Raw genomic sequence first — 15,879 nt, 5'->3', positions numbered from 1 at the left:
TTCTTGCCCTCAGTAATACGCAAAAAATGCGTGTTGCATTTTGCACTATCTTCAAACAAAGAGATACAATGATGAATAAAGATAATTATAAAAGACTCGGTCATTACATCCAATTAATAGATGTGAGGAATAAAGCTCTTGAAGTAAATAATCTTCTAGGACTCAGTATTGAGAAGAAGTTTATTTCTTCCACTGCGAACACTATAGATACAAATCTGTCTTTATGTAAAATTGTACAATCACAACAATATGGTTATGGGGCTGTTACATGTCGTAATAGTAATAAGATAACTATTGTTCAATATGATGGAGAAATATTAGCGATTGAAAATACAACAAATTTAATAATGAAGTTTTACCTTCTGATTAAACTTGCCTTAGGACAAGTCCTTGGATGGTAAATGCTTCTACTTTCTAAACTCTCAATAAATTAATATTATGTACACAGGATTTAATTTAAAAGGTATAATTATTGGCAATAATGCTATATCTAAAAAAGGCTGGAAGTCTCTATTTGAGGAACAAAAAACTGAAATACGTTCAGCCCTAGATAAATACATTACAAAAGATGGGGTGATTGATGGACATCTGATACAAGAAGATTGGTTCCCTGAAGTCAAAGCAGATATTTTTATTTCTCATTCTCACAATGACGAACAGTTAGCTATTAACTTAGCTTGTTGGTTATATGATACCTTCGAACTTGTCGCTTTTGTTGACTCTTGTGTATGGGGATATGCTAATGAACTATTGAAGAAGATAGATGATAAGTATTGTTGGAAAGCAACCAAAGATGTGTATGACTATGGTAAGCGTAATTGCTCTACAAGTCACGTCCATATGATGCTTATGACAGCATTAAATAAGATGATTGATAAAACAGAGTGTGTTTTCTTTTTGGATACAGAAAATTCTGTTTTGTTTAAAGATATAGGCAATAAAACATTGTCGCCTTGGATATATGGCGAAATTGAGATAACAAGAACCATACAAAAAAGAAGACCAAAACGACCAATTCTTAGATCCTTTTCTTATGACCAAATATTAGAAAAGGCTCAAGATGCTAATGAGCCATTGAAAGTACAGTATCCTTTAAACATTGGACATTTTAAAGTTATAAACAATGATACTCTTAATCAGTGGAAAGCAACTAACACAACTGGGATGGAAGCATTAGATAAATTATATAAAATTACATTATGACATCGGAACAATTCAAGCATTTAGAATTTATTAAAAGCGTAACTACACGAATGAACTCAAACTCATTCAAAATAAAAAATAGGCAATAACTATTATGTTGGCCCTATTAACACTGTATGCTGATAGTAACAATGTTGCATTTATTTTGTTGCAATAGCTTCGACTTTATTGCTTTGGATTTTAGGTTCGTACTATTTATAGCAAAACATAATTTAGAGGAGTTTATAATGATGTAGTTAAAGATGATGGTCTAATACCATTATTTACAATTCCTATACAAAAATATATAGGCGGAGGTTATTGTTTCTGGTGTGTGGGTTAAAACTATAGCATTGTTATCTGGTTCTATAAATTTGGCACTAATTATTCGGGAGTTAATCCTATTACTTAAAATGGTATAATAATTTATAACGGTTTATTATATGAAAAAAAGACAAGTTTTTTACAGCTTTCATTTCAAAAATGACAGTTGGCGCGCTGGACAAGTAAGGAACATTGGTGCGATAGAAGGTAATGCACCAGTATCTTCAAACGATTGGGAAGAAGTAAAGCGGAAAGGAGAGTATGCTATCAAAAAATGGATTCATGATAATATGAATTATCGTTCTTGTATCATTGTGCTTATTGGTGAGGAAACCTCAAATAGACCTTGGTGTAGATATGAAATCGAGAAAGCTTGGAAGGAAGGTAAAGGTATTGTTGGCATTTACATTCATGGGCTTAAAAATGCATTAAGTCAGCAATCGTTAAAAGGGGAAAATCCATTTAGGCTTTTCTATATTGATATAACATTCAACTATATTGCACAAAAATCTTCAGCATCTGACTCTAATGAAATAAACTTAGGCAAAGTTTGTAAAACTTACGATGCTCCTTTTCTCAGTAGTGAATATGTATATTCTTATATTAAGCAAAATATTGAAGATTGGGTTGAAGAAGCTATTAGAATTCGAAATCAGTATCCTAAATAAATCAAGATTTTACTTATGAATAAAGAAGTCTTTATAAAGAACTATCTTGCAGCACTAAATAATGGTGATGCTGCAATTTTTGCAGGGGCAGGTTTGTCTGTCTCAAGTGGGCATGTTAATTGGAAGAACTTATTGAAAGACATAGCAATTGAGTTGGAATTAGATATCCAAAAAGAGTCAGATCTAGTTGCAATTGCTCAATATTATTGTAACACAAATGGAGGTAATCGTACAAAATTAAACCAAATAATCAGGGATGAATTCCAAAATGGGAAAACCCCAAATAAGAATCATGATCTTTTAGCTCACTTGCCAATTTCGACTTATTGGACAACAAATTATGATAAGCTGATAGAACAGACACTTGAAAATAATGGTAAAATTTGTGATGTAAAATCTAGTTGCGAGAATCTTACTACTACATTGAAAGGTAGAAATGCCGTCATTTATAAAATGCATGGTGATGTGGATCACCCTGAGAATTCTGTTTTAACAAGAGATGATTATGAGTCGTATTATCATGAAAAAACTCCATTTATAAATACTTTATCAGGTGATTTAATGACAAAAACATTCCTCTTTATAGGATTTAGTTTTTCGGATCCTAATTTTTCGTATATATGTTCTCATTTGAGGACTCATCTAAAAACAAATATGCGAGAACATTATTGCTTTTTAAAGAATAATATGGAAGCTGATTATGAGAATTCAGATGACTACAAATATGCGCAAAAAAAATTATCTTACTTCATTAATGATCTTGAACGCTTCAATATAAGAACAGTATTGATTGCTGATTATTCCGAAATCACCGAAATATTACAGAATATAAAGAGAAGATATAATAATAAGACTGTGTACATATCTGGCGCTGCTGCTGAATATAATCCAGACGGAAAAGAATCTTATGAAATATTTCTTAGCAAGTTGAGTAGTCAACTAATAAAAGAAGGTTATAAAATCGTTTCTGGCTATGGGTTAGGGGTTGGAAGTGCAATAATTAGTGGTGCTCTTTCTGAAATCTATTATAAACAGAAAAAGTCGCTCAACGATCAACTAATTTTACGTCCTTTTCCTCAAGGCGACGATGCTAGAGCTTTGTGGGGAAAGTATAGACAAGATATGATATCGTATAGTGGAATATCTATTTTTTTATTAGGCAATAAAATAGAGAAAGGTTCTGTCGTTTCTTCTAATGGTATGCGCTCTGAATATGAAATATCAAAGGACCAAGGAAATTTTCTAATTCCAGTAGGTAGAACTGGATATATTTCGAAAGAATTATGGGCAGAATTAATGAAAGAGAAAAAAGATGATTGCTCCTTTGACATCTATCGGTCTGAATTTGAAGATTTAGGTAATGAGTCAAAAACATTGGATGAACTAATTGAAATAATAATTAGGTTAATTAATAAAATAAAATAATTATGGCACATAAAACATTTATATCTTACAAATATAGTGAAGCACAAGATTTGCGAGATGATATTATTAAAGCTTTGGGCGATGATGCTCAATATTACAAGGGTGAGACTTCGGATTCCCCTGATTTGAAAGACACTTCAACTAGTAATATTAAAAAAAATCTTTGTGATATGATGTTTGATACATCTGTTACTATAGTCATAATATCTCCTCACATGAAAGAAAGTAAATGGATCGATTGGGAAATAGAGTATTGTCTAAAAAATATAACAAGAAAAGAAAGAACATCTCATACAAATGGTGTTGTTGGAGTTATTATGAAATTTAATGGTGGATATGATTGGTTCACCAATCATTTTATTAATTGTCATGGTGCCTTTGTTATCAATTATAGAAATGATTATTTGTACCCAATTATATATAAAAATCATTTTAATTCAGATCCACCTCAATGGCATTGCCCTAGTTGTAAAACTTATGATTGGCTAAATGGATCTTACATTGAGTATATAAATGAGGACGATTTTCTATCTAATCCCCAAAAATATATTAATAACGCTTATGACAAAAGTGAGAATGATGCATCTGGTTATAGTATTACTCCTACTCGATAAACAATAAGATAATAATAGAAAAACAACAACTTAAATTATAAGAATACAATATGGTAGTTAATTTGTTATTAGGATTTATTAGTGCCATTGCAACATTGGCATGTGTTTGGTTAGGAAATCAACTTCATCGTAAAACAGAAAGAATAAAAATTATGGAAGGACAACTTTCTGAAAAAAGATATTCTGCTTATGCTAAACTTTATGATTTTTTTTATGAAATGTTTAAGGCAAAAAAGAAAAGAAAAAATAGCCAAAATTTGGATGATACTGATATGCGTAATAGTCTTATCGATGCTAAAAAAGAACTTATTATGTATGGGACCGATGATGTAGTTTTCGCTTTGAACAAATATTTAAGTTCCCTTACAGAATTTGATCTTAATAGGCAGGTGGATAGCTTTTTAGATGTCATGTTATTAATACGGAAAGATATGTGTGGAAAGACGAAGGTTGACAGAGACTCTATCTTATTAAATATAATGCAAGATAAGAAAGAACTCCAAAAATTTAAGGAAATGGAACTAAATAATTCTGCAATTTAGATTTGCCGTTTTGATTTAATGTGGTGAATAAAATAGAATCTTTATTAAAGTACATAACTCTCACACTGATAAAAAGTAAAAATCCTGTAAATCAAAGATTTACAGGATTTTTGTACCCAGACCCGGGCTCGAACCGGGATGAATTGCTCCACTGGTGTTTGAGACCAGCGCGTCTACCAATTCCGCCATCTGGGCGAGACGTCTTTTATTAAGACGGTGCAAAGGTACATAATAATTTTGAATGTGCAAAGTTTTTACGAGAAAAGTGTTCAATAAGGATAAGGTTTGATTAAAAAACAAAAAATACTTTGCAATTTCGTTTTTAATATTTAATTTCGTACCAAAATAAAGAAATGACTATGAACAAAACACCAAATAACAATTTTTGCGTGATATTAGCTGGTGGTAAAGGTCGAAGATTATGGCCTTGCAGCCGTGAAAGCTATCCAAAACAGTTTATTGACTTCTTCGGTTCTGGGAAAACTCAATTACAGCAGACTTATGAACGTTTTGCAAAGATTATTCCCCAAGAAAATATTTTTATAAATACTAACGAGGCATATATAGATATAGTCAAGGAACAGTTACCAAATGTTCCTGAAAGCAGAATCATGGCTGAACCTATATATCGTAACACCGCTCCGAGTGTAGCATGGGCTGCACATAGAATATTGAAAATATGTCCGGAGGCAAACTTAATAGTTTCGCCTTCTGATCAAACCGTAATCAATGAGGATGCATTTAAAGATAATGTGATAGAAGGCTTTGAATTTGTAGAAAAAAATAACTGCTTACTCACAATGGGCGTGAAGCCGACTCGCCCAGAACCAGGTTACGGATATGTGCAGATTGGTGATAATACTGATTTCGATGATATATATAAAGTTAAGTCGTTTATAGAAAAACCTGAACGTGAATTCGCCCGTGTATTTATGGAGAACGGTGAATGGTATTGGAACACAGGAATATTTCTCTCTAATGTGAGATATCTTGCAGATAGTCTTTGTAAGTTGTTGCCTGTGGTATTGCGTAAGTTGGATCAGGATAATGAAGACTGGAAAATGGAGGATGAAAATTTGTTCGTCAAGGAGAATTTCCCTTTATATCCTAATCTGTCAATTGACTTCGGAGTATTGGAAAAGTCAGACAATGTGTTTTTAAAAAAATGCGACTTCGGTTGGGCTGATTTAGGAACATGGCACGGGATATATGAGTCTATGCAAAAGAGCGAGAATGATAATGTTGTTATAAATTCTGATGTGATTTTGGAGAATTCCCATAGTAATGTGATTAAACTTCCAAAGGATAAACTTGCTGTTATTAATGGGCTTGATGGTTATATAGTAGCAGAAAAAGATAATGTTCTGTTGATTTGCAAGAAAGAGGATTCTTCAGCCCTTGTAAGAAAATACGTTACTGAGGTGCAAATGAAGAAAGGTGATAAATTTATCTAATGTGATAATATAAAAATAAAAAAGGTAAGAATAAGTCGTGTGTTACTTTATTCTTACCTTCTTTGTTTATTGGCGTTTACAATTTTTGAAATTCTTTGTAAATCTTGTCAGCGGTTTTCTCAAACTCAGTTTCTGTTAGTTTTACGTGATGCTTAAAGTCAACATCAGCTTCGCTGTTCATTGGCAGCAAATGGATGTGTGCATGGTTCACTTCAAGACCAAGTACGACTTGAGCTACTTTCTTACAAGGAAACGCTGCTTTGATAGCCTTTGCTACTTTTTTCGCAAAGACCTCAAATTCAGCCAATTCAGTATCTTCCATATCAAAGATATAGTCAACTTCCTTGCGTGGAACAACTAAAGTGTGTCCCTTTGTTACTGGGTCGATATCAAGAAAAGCGTAGAACTTATCACTTTCTGCGCATTTATAGCTTGGAATTTCTCCTGCTGCAATCTTTGAAAATATAGTGCTCATCTTTTTTGAATTAAAAGTTAAGGAATAAAGCAATGATTATTCTATCGTGATTTTGTCAATGCGCAGCTTTATTACGCCACGTGGAATTTTTACCTCAACGACATCGCCTACCTTATGATTAAGTAGTCCTTGTGCAATAGGTGTCTTGATGCTTATTTTGCCTAGCTTGAGGTTGGCCTCGCTCTCGCTGACGATAGAGTAGGTCATCTTTGATTTCGTTGCCATGTTAGTCATCTCTACCTTAGACATAATCTGCACGGCGTCAGTGCTGAGGCGAGATGTATCAACAATCTTAGCCTCAGCTATAGCAATCTTTATCTTGTTTATTTTATCTTCGAGATGAGCCTGTGCCTCTTTAGCGGCATCATACTCAGAATTTTCACTTAAATCACCTTTGTCGCGGGCTTCAGCAATTGCGGCTGATGCCTTAGGGCGCTCTACTGATTGGAGCCTTTTAAGATCTGCTACTAATGTATCGTAGCCTTCTTGTGACATGTAAGCCATAATGTTTTAATTTATTATTAATTAATATTACGAAGTTATGGCGAGGACAATAAAATAAAGAATTCCGACATCATGTGGTGTCGGAATTCTGTATCCTATAATATACTCGCTATGTTTTATCTTTCTTTTTGCAAAGTTAGAGATTATATTTGAATTAAACAAGTTTTTAAGAGATATTTATATTATATAATAACGCAAAATACGGGCTGTTATCGCACACAGGCTTGATTTATATCATGAAAACCTAAATAAAAATATAATTCCAGTCTCAATAGCTTGATACTAATGGATATTTGGAATATCTTTGCAACGTGTTTTTCATAGTATTAGATTTAAGGTTAACAAAGGTGGGACTCAGCGGAGTCCCTTTTTTTGTTTTATGACTGTCGATGTAATAGATAGTTGTTGCTATCGAAAAAACCAATAGCCGTTATCGTAATAAACACTTATCGTTGCTTCCGTGAGTAACTATATGGTATTACCTTTGCATCGAATTTATAAATAAGTATTTCGATAAAATAAGTATTTCGATATGAATAATCAGGTTATAATGTGGAGTGTTGTCGTAGCTGTCTTGTTATTGATGTTTTGTTTAAGGATAATCAACAAGTTTCATAATTCAATAAATCATCATGATATTATTGAGATTGGGGACGATTACTCAATATACGGCTCAGAAGATGACGTGCTCTAATAACACCCCTGTTGATGTACGTGATGCTTATGTGTTCCTTGCAGAATATGCAGCATGGTTGTTAGGATGTGGCGCAACATGTATTAGGATAACCAAGAATGTTACACGAATAGCTGAGGCCTGGAATCTCAAAACAGAGATTACAATCATGCCTAGTTCTGTGCATCTGAGTGTTTTTGATAATGATACAAAGCAATCGTTTATTTATTTGAAGCGAAAGCCAAAGACGGGTATTAGCTTCTATAAAAACACACGACTTAGCGAGCTAAGTTGGGCGATAACTGACGCAAAGGTAAGCTTTGAAGAAGCACGTGAACGCTTTGATAAAATTATAGCTGCACCGTATACAAATAAATGGCTTGTGCTGGTACTCACTTCTCTAGCCAATATGTCTTTTTGCCGTTTATTTGGTGGTGATCCAATAGCTATGCTTATAGTCTTTGTCGCAACATTCGCTGGATTTAGATTGAAGCAAATGATGCTTGAGGATGGCTTTGATGACAGAGTAGTATTCTTAGTCTGTTCTTTTTTCTCAGCAGTTATAGGCTCGGCAGGATATGTATTCCATATTGGAACTACCCCAGAACTGGCCGTTGGAACAAGCGTTTTATATCTTGTACCAGGTATACCATATATCAATTCGTTGAGCGATATGCTTGATGGACATTATCTAGTGTCTTTTAGTAGATTTATGGGAGCTGCAATGCTGACCTTCTGCCTGTCATGTGGACTTGCTGCAGGAATGCTATTGATGAATTTGAAGATATTCTAGCAGACGGATTGATGGTTGTTTATAGGAAAAAGTTTTAGCATACAAAATATAGATATAGATGTTTTTCTTAGAAATTTTTCAGGATGCATTCTTTGGCGCTCTTGCAGGAATAGGATTTGCTAGTATAAGTAATCCTCCAAAACAGGCATATAAATACTGTGCTTTGATTGCTGGTATGGGACATGCAACACGATTTATACTAATGAATAGTAGTCTTCATTGGGGGATAATTAATGCAAGTTTTATAGCTGCTCTTGTTATAGGTTGTTTGGCTGTATTGCTGTCAAGTTATGCTAAATGTCCACCAGAGACTTTTTCTTTTCCGTCTCTTCTTCCAATGATTCCTGGAATATATGCTTATCATACTATAGAAGGATTAGTTTTCTGTTTGTCAGCTCAAAAAGAAGAATTATTCAATCATTATTTGTATCTTTGTGCATCGAATGGATTTACTTGTTCATTTGATATCTTGGGTATGGTATTGGGAGTCACAGTTCCGATTTTCATATTTAAGAAGTTTTCATTCAGAGTTACACGATACAATAATTGAACAAATTTATGGAATTAAGACAGTTGAGATATTTCCTTAAGGCAGCAGAAACACTGAACTTTTCGGAAGCTTCTAAAGAACTTTTTATAACGCAGAGTACGCTTTCGCAGCAGATCAGACAGTTGGAGCGTGAACTGGGAGTGTCTTTGTTCCAGCGTAATAGTCATGAGGTGCTGCTTACAGAAAATGGTGAGCATCTGCTTCCTTATGCAAGAAAGACAATTATAGACGCCGATACATGCGTAGAAAGCATGAACGACTTGAAAGAAATGATCGGTGGAACTCTGAACATTGGTGTAACATATACGTTCAGCCCGTTGTTAACGGATTCCCTTCTTGAATTTATGAAGAGTTATCCGAAGGTGAAACTTAATATATACTATAAGCCAATGACTGAACTTATGGATATGTTGCAACAGAGAGAAGTTGATTTTGTGTTAGCTTTCAAACCTACACGAAGATATGAACATATAGAGAGTCATGTGCTTTTTAATAATAGGCTTAATGTTGTGGTTAATGAAAGCCATCCACTAGCTGGTCATAAATCAGTCTCTCTTTCTGAACTTGAACGTTACGATATTGCCTTACCGACTTTAGGACTTCAGGCACGCAATACATTTGATGATATATGTTCGAATACCGATCATGAATATAATGTCAGAATAGAACTTAATGATGTTAGCATCTTACTGAAGCTAATTAGAGAAACTAGTTATGTCACTGTACTTGCGGAAACGACTATTCATGATGAAGAGAAATTGATAGGTATACCTCTTGATGGAGTCAATGATAACATGGAAGGATGTGTTCATCTTTTGAAAAATGCGTATGTTAAAAACAGTGCACGCGAGTTTTATAGGCTGCTAAGTGAATCAAATTCGATAAAAAAATACTCTGCATTGGCAGATTTAATATAAAATAATTACTCGGCTATGGTGAAAACCAATAGCCAAACCTCAAAATAATCATTTTAGTGTATGAAAAAACCGTCATTAGATTGTGAAACCTGATGGCGGTTTAATTTTTTATACGTATTTATTGTTGATTACAACTCAAATTTGTAACCAAGTGTAACCTGAAATACGCTGTTTTTTGAGTCTGAACCATCAATAATCTTGGTTGTACCCCAATTGTAGCGACCGTCAATGACAAAGTTATTGTATTCATAAGAAATACCTACTGGAATTGAAAGATCAAGAGTCTTTGCGTCAAAGCTGCTAGAATAAGTAAAAATTCCTTCATTTCCAGAGACCTTGCTGTTTACATTAAAACCAGGTTGGATACCAAGTTTAATGGCAAGACCTTTTGCTACATAAACATTTGCAAGAATTGGGACATTGATATAATCTAACTTTACTGTTGTCCCACTGTTTTTAGCACCTTGCATAGAATAAAGAGCACCGGCACTTATCGAGAACATGTCCGTAGCCTGATACTCAAACTCTGCACCAGCGACGCCACTCCATCGTGGATCGTTGTTGTCACCCTTCGTAATGTTTGCTATGCTTAAACCAACCTTTGGTTGAATAGTTAATGAACCGATAGCATGTTGTGCAAAGGATGTTGAAGCAAACATCAACATTGCTGCGAATAAAATCTTTTTCATAATGTTTTATATTTATATTAATTTCGCTCCCTCTGTGGAAGCAACTCTCTAATATTAATTAGTCATTACAAAGATATATATATATTTATTTAGTTCCAAATTTTTCTTGAATTAAATATTAGATTGAATTGCCGCTATGAAAGCCAAAAAACGAGTTTAAGCTTAGTGATATTTTCAAATAAGATTCGTTGCTACCTATTATTATTCGTATGCAATATATCCGCCTTTGGACTTTACGTGCTCAATGAGGCTTTTAAATATGATATCATTATTAAGTATCTCTGCGTTACCAGTGAGAATCATTTGTTTTCTAGCTCTTGTAATTGCGACATTTAATTTGCGGTCAATAATATGATCATCTTCCTCAAAACAATTACTTGTAAGGAAGTCTAACTGATAACGATTTTGGATGGTGAACGAGTATATTATTACATCTCGTTGACTTCCTTGATATCTCTCAACAGTATCTATACTTATATCTTCTAGTTCTGGAATACCAAGTTTCTCAATTTCCTTTCTTATCATTGAAATCTGATTGCGATAGGGTACTATCACCCCTACAGTTTTGTCTGCATTGAACTTAACTCCATAGAATCTGTATATGCGTCTTAGTATATCTGTCACTATTTTAGCTTCTTCTGAATTTACCTTGTCTGATATATTAGGTTCCTTGCAGAATCTTGAAGGAATGAATACCATTCGGTGAGCTTTTAATGCATCATCAAGATAATCAATTGATTCCAATGAATATTCAAGTTGCTTTTTTGTCTGATGTTCAAGAGGAACTGGTTGTAGATTTTCCTTATAATAAAACATCTTGTTTGGAAATTCCGCAATGTCAGGATGCATGCGTCCTTGACGTCTTAGAACACCAGTAAACTCATTTCTGTTATTGGTATTCTCAATATGTATAAGTCTTTCAAACAATGAGTTTCGACAGTTGTCTAGGGAAATGTTGTTAAGGCTTACATCATTTACAGATGAAACGGCAGAATCTTGCTGAACGACTGCTGGTAACTGCTTATAGTCGCCAATAAGAACGAACTTGGAATCAGCTTGAGCCAATAGTCCGATGATATTCGGCTCTAGAATCTGGCTTGACTCATCAACAATAACAGTAGAGAAGTGCTTTAAATTGAACAGGTAAGACTTGCCTTGAATTGTGGATGTTGTACCAACGATTACTTTGCAATCTAAAATCTTTTGCCTTATGACATTTAATTTCGGACAGTTTTCTATTATCTGTGATAATAGATGTTGTCTGTATTTTGTATCACAAGTAAACTCGTTGCCTATACGTATATAATCTATATCGTTGTCACTCAGCATTCCACATATTTCATCAACAGCTCTGTTGGTATAGCTCATAAGTAAAATAGATTGGTCGGAACTTATAGATTCTTTCACCATATATTGTAGAGCCATACTTGTTTTACCCGTCCCCGGAGGACCTACAAGTAAAAAATAATCAAGTGCCTGTTTGGCTTTAAGTATAATCTCATCATAAGACGGATTATAACTGCGGCTTAATTGTATACTTTCATCCTTGCGTGGTTGACGTTGAGCCAAAAGTAAGTCTTTGAAACTTTGTCGGGATGTGATAAACTTATGAAGCGAACGGATAGCGGAAGTTGTAGATGCATCACTACCACTATGTTCTATTGCATAAGTAGTGTCGGTAAACACAGACGAATTTTGCTGTCCATCAGTTAAATGCACAGCAATACTATTTGAATGTATATCAGTGATGTTACCCTTAAATAATATGGTCTTTCTTACATCAGGTTCAGCGTCTTCCTTATATGCGTACATATATATCATGTCGCCAATCCTGAAGTTTGGAAGAAAGTCTGCGCCTTGGTCTGGAACATTAAAGGTTATTGTGTCGTAACCATTAAAGTCATTACTCTTCTCCTTGTTTACTATTCTTAAATTGGTATAGATGTTTCCTGTTTCCTTCTTCTCTGCTAAAGGCATATTCCACAAGTCTGCAATGCTGTTGCCTACGCCTTCCTGTGAACCGACCTTACTAGCCAACTGCTCTCTGTATACAAATGTCATCATTCGGTTGAAGTATGACTTTTCCAAACTTGATAGCTTGTGTAAAGGCGTTAGCAGTTCATCGAATCTTGGCAATATCCAATTGTTGAAAAAGCTGTTGCTAAGTTGATTTTCATTCAACGTTTCGGGAGTGAGTTCTTCTATAACTCCATCAAAACCATTTATGGCGAAGCTGAATTCATTTGCCACTAGTTGATTTCTGAATTTAATAGCTTCACGAAACAGCTTTTGGTAGAAATTCACAACAACAAGTCCCCCTGGAAGTGGATATCTAGAATAGAGTAGTCTTATATCAGTTTTGTTGCTGCCTACGTGGAAATTCTGTTTAAGTACACCATAATACAATAACAACTGTACATAGTGGTCTTCTTTCTGAAAACTTCCGTATTCATTTGGTTGATTAATCTGAATATTGTAGTTGCTTCCTGATTTTTGCTCAACAAGTAGAGAAAAATCATTCGTCATAAGGTCAGCACGTCCCTGTATTCCAAGTTGCTCGCATATAAAAGACGGCTCAAGTATTGCACTGCTTTTACTTTCAGGAGATATATAGTTATTCCTAATGTAATCAACAATTTGCAGAATGTTTTTAGTCTGTCTTATTGATGCCAAGCGGAAATCCTCCTTCTTGTTTAAATCAGGACACGTGCAATATTCCAAAGCTTTCTCTTTGAAATTCTTCTTAAATGTTTCCGTCCAGTCATAATTCGCCTTACTGTTTATGATGTCGTCAAGAGCGCTTCCTGCAAAATTACCTATTAGTATAGCTTGACTGTTGGCTACAGCAGACATACTGTTTACTGTATATGACAAGGGATTATGTCCATATTCGGTGAAGCATCTTGCAATGCTACTTATATCTATAAGAAAGTCTGGCTCAATCACAATTATAGAAGCTTCACTTTTTCCTTCGTACTCTTCCAAAGGAGAAGTAACGTCTATAAGATTTATCTGCATACCTTCTTTCAGTATATTGTTAAGATATGCCTGTTCTTCTTTTAGATGTATGCTGATTTCACGGTTTGTAGAATCTTGATCAATTTCGGCAGTGAGATATTTATCTTCAAAGCTTTTTACGATGCATCGTATATAACGATAGTCTATATGGCGATATTCTTGCTGTGGTTTATCTTCGACAGGTAATAATCCTACCAACGAAGAAGGAATATCTGTATCAAAAACTGCTGAGATGAATATAGCTAATGCACGGCAATCATACATAAAATCGCTTTTGTCAATAGTTTGTGCATGATTACTGTTACGTCTCATTCGTTGAATGGCAATCGCATCATTCGTTGCTACATGATGTTTCTTACAAAGAAAGTCTACCTGAGAAAATAAGTTACCGAAAGCAAGGATGTTGCCTGTCAGCCCCTGACTGCATGCCAGAACAAGAGTCTCATGAAGCATCTTGTTTATAGGTGAGCCTTCATCCGCGCGAATAATATCAAGGATGCGGTCAAAGAGTTCATTGCTTGATATGAAATTAGACATCTGTACTCTTTTCCCAATCAAGAAGTTGCTTCTTCAGTTCTTTTCCCCAATGGTATTCCCCTAGAGTTCCGTCTTTATGTATGATGCGGTGACAAGGCACAAGCATTGCAATAGGATTCTGAGCTACGGCACTGGCGACAGCTCTTACAGCCTTAGGTTCGCCAATACGTTCTGCCAGTTCCTGATAAGAAATAGTCTCACCTTTTTGTACTTTCATAACTTCTTTCCAAACTTTAAGTTGGAATTCCGTCCCATGAAGGTTTATGTCTATTTTTTGGTCGTATCCGTCAAAGATAATCCTCTTTACGGTATCAGCCATCATATCATCTTGGGTAGTAGGAGTGTACACGCCCCAGTGAGAAGCGAGTTCGTGGATAACCTCCATTTTATTATATCCTAAAAACTGTAAGTCGCAGATAGCCTTCGACCTGCATGCTACTACAATTGTTCCGAATTTACATTCAGCGAAACCATAAACTATTTCTGTATCCATAAATTATTGTCCTCCAAGTCTTTCAAAAAATGTTATTACCTCTTCCCATGTCTTAAATTCCTCACTACCGTACTCAATTGCGGTACCCATGAAATTCTCATCGGGAAATAAATCAACCATATAGTCTCCATAAAGCAGATGTTTCTGGTTTGTGAATATGATGTGGTTGTATGCTGGTGCGGATATGTATTCCTCAACCCAATTCTGAACTTTTTCTGTATATTCGTGATTGTTTGTTGGTGCCTCTGCCACTATATATACGTTATAGTTTTCTATCAGCATTTCATAAGCCTTATGCATGCTACTTGCTGGTTTCCCGTAGCTGTCATGCATGGCGTCATAGTTGATATAGACAATTGGGCGTTCCTTTGCTTGTTGTCTGTCGTCAATCCATCTTATGATAGGAATGAGATAGTGATGTGCAACCTTATCAATTAGTCTGTGCTCACCATGGAAATATATTGCATTTGGATAGTGATTCCTAAAAATATCGAAAGTGTGTACAACAGGATCGTTGTCTCCAAACATACCGATGACTCTGTGTCTATCATCATCACTGATATCTGTGAAACTTTTCGTTGTTAAATCCTTATATTCTTTAATCAGTGACTTGTTAACTATAATTTCGTTTACTCCGTCTTTACGTGGATTCTGAAATTCCTGTCGTCCAGTCATACTGCTCATAGTGTCACCCATTTGGAAAGCAGGATTAACAAGTATTCTGTCAAAGCCGTGTAGCATTTCTGTTAACATACCCCCCATGGAAGTACCGATAATCAAGTCTGGTTTCTCGTTTTCTGCCATAGACTTTAATAATTGCATTGCTTCTTCTGGGTGTACAGGAATATCTTCTGCTATGATTTTAGCTTCGGGCATCATTTCCTGAAGCATCTTCACTGTTCCGCTTTGTGCTGAAGAAAGGAAACCGTGAACATACATAATCTTTTTTCCCGCCATAAGTTCGGGAAACTGCTTGATATAAGGATTTTCCATTGTTTTAATATTTTCTTATGCAAAGATA

16 protein-coding genes and 1 tRNA gene are annotated in these 15,879 nt (G+C 34.9%); 10 read left to right on the top strand and 7 right to left on the bottom strand.

Going from position 1 to position 15,879, the window contains the following annotated elements:
* Window positions 1–68: 68 nt before the first annotated feature.
* The 6 genes from prwr041_RS04765 (at window position 69) to prwr041_RS04740 (ending at window position 4,755) form a co-directional block, all read left to right on the top strand.
* Window positions 69–401 carry a hypothetical protein gene (locus prwr041_RS04765; protein WP_207155201.1) on the top strand — a complete coding sequence of 111 codons (333 nt, stop codon included), beginning with the start codon at window positions 69–71 and terminating at the stop codon, window positions 399–401.
* A gap of 37 nt (window positions 402–438) precedes the next feature.
* Window positions 439–1,203 carry a hypothetical protein gene (locus prwr041_RS04760; RefSeq protein ID WP_207155200.1) on the top strand — a complete coding sequence of 255 codons (765 nt, stop codon included), beginning with the start codon at window positions 439–441 and terminating at the stop codon, window positions 1,201–1,203.
* A 422-nt stretch (window positions 1,204–1,625) separates the two neighbouring features.
* Window positions 1,626–2,174 (top strand): TIR domain-containing protein, encoded by a 549-nt coding sequence (locus prwr041_RS04755; protein WP_207155199.1) that lies wholly within the window; start codon window positions 1,626–1,628, stop codon window positions 2,172–2,174.
* A 15-nt stretch (window positions 2,175–2,189) separates the two neighbouring features.
* Window positions 2,190–3,599 (top strand): SIR2 family protein, encoded by a 1,410-nt coding sequence (locus prwr041_RS04750; RefSeq protein ID WP_207155198.1) that lies wholly within the window; start codon window positions 2,190–2,192, stop codon window positions 3,597–3,599.
* A gap of 2 nt (window positions 3,600–3,601) precedes the next feature.
* Complete coding sequence (locus prwr041_RS04745) at window positions 3,602–4,213, top strand: TIR domain-containing protein (protein ID WP_207155197.1); 612 nt, start codon at window positions 3,602–3,604, stop codon at window positions 4,211–4,213.
* A 50-nt stretch (window positions 4,214–4,263) separates the two neighbouring features.
* On the top strand, window positions 4,264–4,755 hold the full coding sequence (locus prwr041_RS04740; RefSeq protein WP_207155196.1) for a hypothetical protein: 492 nt from the start codon (window positions 4,264–4,266) through the stop codon (window positions 4,753–4,755).
* Between the two features lie 113 nt (window positions 4,756–4,868).
* On the opposite strand, the gene prwr041_RS04735 is transcribed toward prwr041_RS04740, so the two are convergent.
* A tRNA-Leu gene (locus prwr041_RS04735) sits at window positions 4,869–4,950 on the bottom strand.
* Between the two features lie 164 nt (window positions 4,951–5,114).
* Between prwr041_RS04735 and prwr041_RS04730 the strand changes: the two genes are divergently transcribed.
* Window positions 5,115–6,209, top strand: coding sequence for a mannose-1-phosphate guanylyltransferase (locus tag prwr041_RS04730; RefSeq protein WP_207155195.1), 1,095 nt, complete (start codon window positions 5,115–5,117; stop codon window positions 6,207–6,209).
* Window positions 6,210–6,285: 76 nt separating this feature from the next.
* Here prwr041_RS04730 and prwr041_RS04725 read toward each other — a convergent pair whose 3' ends face one another.
* Window positions 6,286–6,684 (bottom strand): HIT family protein, encoded by a 399-nt coding sequence (locus tag prwr041_RS04725; protein ID WP_207155194.1) that lies wholly within the window; start codon window positions 6,682–6,684, stop codon window positions 6,286–6,288.
* 36 nt (window positions 6,685–6,720) lie between these two features.
* Window positions 6,721–7,188 (bottom strand): transcription elongation factor GreA, encoded by a 468-nt coding sequence (greA, locus tag prwr041_RS04720; RefSeq protein WP_207155193.1) that lies wholly within the window; start codon window positions 7,186–7,188, stop codon window positions 6,721–6,723.
* A gap of 680 nt (window positions 7,189–7,868) precedes the next feature.
* On the opposite strand from greA, the gene prwr041_RS04715 reads away from it, so the two are divergent.
* The 3 genes from prwr041_RS04715 to prwr041_RS04705 are packed head-to-tail and all read left to right on the top strand — an operon-like array spanning window position 7,869 to window position 10,121.
* The gene (locus prwr041_RS04715) at window positions 7,869–8,654 is read left to right on the top strand and encodes a threonine/serine exporter family protein (protein WP_207155578.1); all 786 of its coding nucleotides are present in this window, start codon (window positions 7,869–7,871) and stop codon (window positions 8,652–8,654) included.
* Between the two features lie 58 nt (window positions 8,655–8,712).
* Window positions 8,713–9,204, top strand: a complete 492-nt coding sequence (locus tag prwr041_RS04710; RefSeq protein ID WP_207155192.1) for a threonine/serine exporter family protein — start codon at window positions 8,713–8,715, stop codon at window positions 9,202–9,204.
* Between the two features lie 8 nt (window positions 9,205–9,212).
* Complete coding sequence (locus tag prwr041_RS04705; RefSeq protein WP_207155191.1) at window positions 9,213–10,121, top strand: LysR substrate-binding domain-containing protein; 909 nt, start codon at window positions 9,213–9,215, stop codon at window positions 10,119–10,121.
* Between the two features lie 128 nt (window positions 10,122–10,249).
* Here prwr041_RS04705 and prwr041_RS04700 read toward each other — a convergent pair whose 3' ends face one another.
* The 4 genes from prwr041_RS04700 to prwr041_RS04685 all read right to left on the bottom strand — a co-directional run bounded on the left by prwr041_RS04700 (window position 10,250) and on the right by prwr041_RS04685 (window position 15,851).
* Entirely contained in the window at window positions 10,250–10,810 is a 561-nt protein-coding gene (locus tag prwr041_RS04700) for a porin family protein (protein ID WP_207155190.1), read from the bottom strand.
* Between the two features lie 201 nt (window positions 10,811–11,011).
* The gene (locus tag prwr041_RS04695) at window positions 11,012–14,365 is read right to left on the bottom strand and encodes a DEAD/DEAH box helicase (RefSeq protein WP_207155189.1); all 3,354 of its coding nucleotides are present in this window, start codon (window positions 14,363–14,365) and stop codon (window positions 11,012–11,014) included.
* Complete coding sequence (locus prwr041_RS04690) at window positions 14,358–14,858, bottom strand: methylated-DNA--[protein]-cysteine S-methyltransferase (RefSeq protein ID WP_207155188.1); 501 nt, start codon at window positions 14,856–14,858, stop codon at window positions 14,358–14,360. The genes prwr041_RS04695 and prwr041_RS04690 overlap by 8 nt, the downstream gene beginning before the upstream one ends.
* Window positions 14,859–14,861: 3 nt before the next feature.
* The gene (locus prwr041_RS04685) at window positions 14,862–15,851 is read right to left on the bottom strand and encodes a YqiA/YcfP family alpha/beta fold hydrolase (protein ID WP_207155187.1); all 990 of its coding nucleotides are present in this window, start codon (window positions 15,849–15,851) and stop codon (window positions 14,862–14,864) included.
* Between the last annotated feature and the right edge of the window lie 28 nt (window positions 15,852–15,879).

The sequence above is a fragment of the Prevotella herbatica genome, from assembly GCF_017347605.1.
Taxonomy (GTDB): domain Bacteria; phylum Bacteroidota; class Bacteroidia; order Bacteroidales; family Bacteroidaceae; genus Prevotella; species Prevotella herbatica.
This window is presented reverse-complemented; position numbering and strand designations above follow the sequence as displayed.

What these genes read in the sequence shown, in the direction of transcription:
- prwr041_RS04760 (WP_207155200.1), top strand. Translation starts at nt 439, where the DNA reads ATGTACACAGGATTTAATTTAAAAGGTATAATTATTGGCAATAATGCT.
- prwr041_RS04740 (WP_207155196.1), top strand. Translation starts at nt 4,264, where the DNA reads ATGGTAGTTAATTTGTTATTAGGATTTATTAGTGCCATTGCAACATTG.
- prwr041_RS04750 (WP_207155198.1), top strand. Translation starts at nt 2,190, where the DNA reads ATGAATAAAGAAGTCTTTATAAAGAACTATCTTGCAGCACTAAATAAT.
- prwr041_RS04765 (WP_207155201.1), top strand. Translation starts at nt 69, where the DNA reads ATGATGAATAAAGATAATTATAAAAGACTCGGTCATTACATCCAATTA.
- prwr041_RS04725 (WP_207155194.1), bottom strand. Translation starts at nt 6,684, where the DNA reads ATGAGCACTATATTTTCAAAGATTGCAGCAGGAGAAATTCCAAGCTAT.
- prwr041_RS04705 (WP_207155191.1), top strand. Translation starts at nt 9,213, where the DNA reads ATGGAATTAAGACAGTTGAGATATTTCCTTAAGGCAGCAGAAACACTG.
- prwr041_RS04685 (WP_207155187.1), bottom strand. Translation starts at nt 15,851, where the DNA reads ATGGAAAATCCTTATATCAAGCAGTTTCCCGAACTTATGGCGGGAAAA.
- prwr041_RS04690 (WP_207155188.1), bottom strand. Translation starts at nt 14,858, where the DNA reads ATGGATACAGAAATAGTTTATGGTTTCGCTGAATGTAAATTCGGAACA.
- prwr041_RS04710 (WP_207155192.1), top strand. Translation starts at nt 8,713, where the DNA reads ATGTTTTTCTTAGAAATTTTTCAGGATGCATTCTTTGGCGCTCTTGCA.
- prwr041_RS04745 (WP_207155197.1), top strand. Translation starts at nt 3,602, where the DNA reads ATGGCACATAAAACATTTATATCTTACAAATATAGTGAAGCACAAGAT.
- greA (WP_207155193.1), bottom strand. Translation starts at nt 7,188, where the DNA reads ATGGCTTACATGTCACAAGAAGGCTACGATACATTAGTAGCAGATCTT.
- prwr041_RS04700 (WP_207155190.1), bottom strand. Translation starts at nt 10,810, where the DNA reads ATGAAAAAGATTTTATTCGCAGCAATGTTGATGTTTGCTTCAACATCC.
- prwr041_RS04715 (WP_207155578.1), top strand. Translation starts at nt 7,869, where the DNA reads ATGACGTGCTCTAATAACACCCCTGTTGATGTACGTGATGCTTATGTG.
- prwr041_RS04730 (WP_207155195.1), top strand. Translation starts at nt 5,115, where the DNA reads ATGAACAAAACACCAAATAACAATTTTTGCGTGATATTAGCTGGTGGT.
- prwr041_RS04695 (WP_207155189.1), bottom strand. Translation starts at nt 14,365, where the DNA reads ATGTCTAATTTCATATCAAGCAATGAACTCTTTGACCGCATCCTTGAT.
- prwr041_RS04755 (WP_207155199.1), top strand. Translation starts at nt 1,626, where the DNA reads ATGAAAAAAAGACAAGTTTTTTACAGCTTTCATTTCAAAAATGACAGT.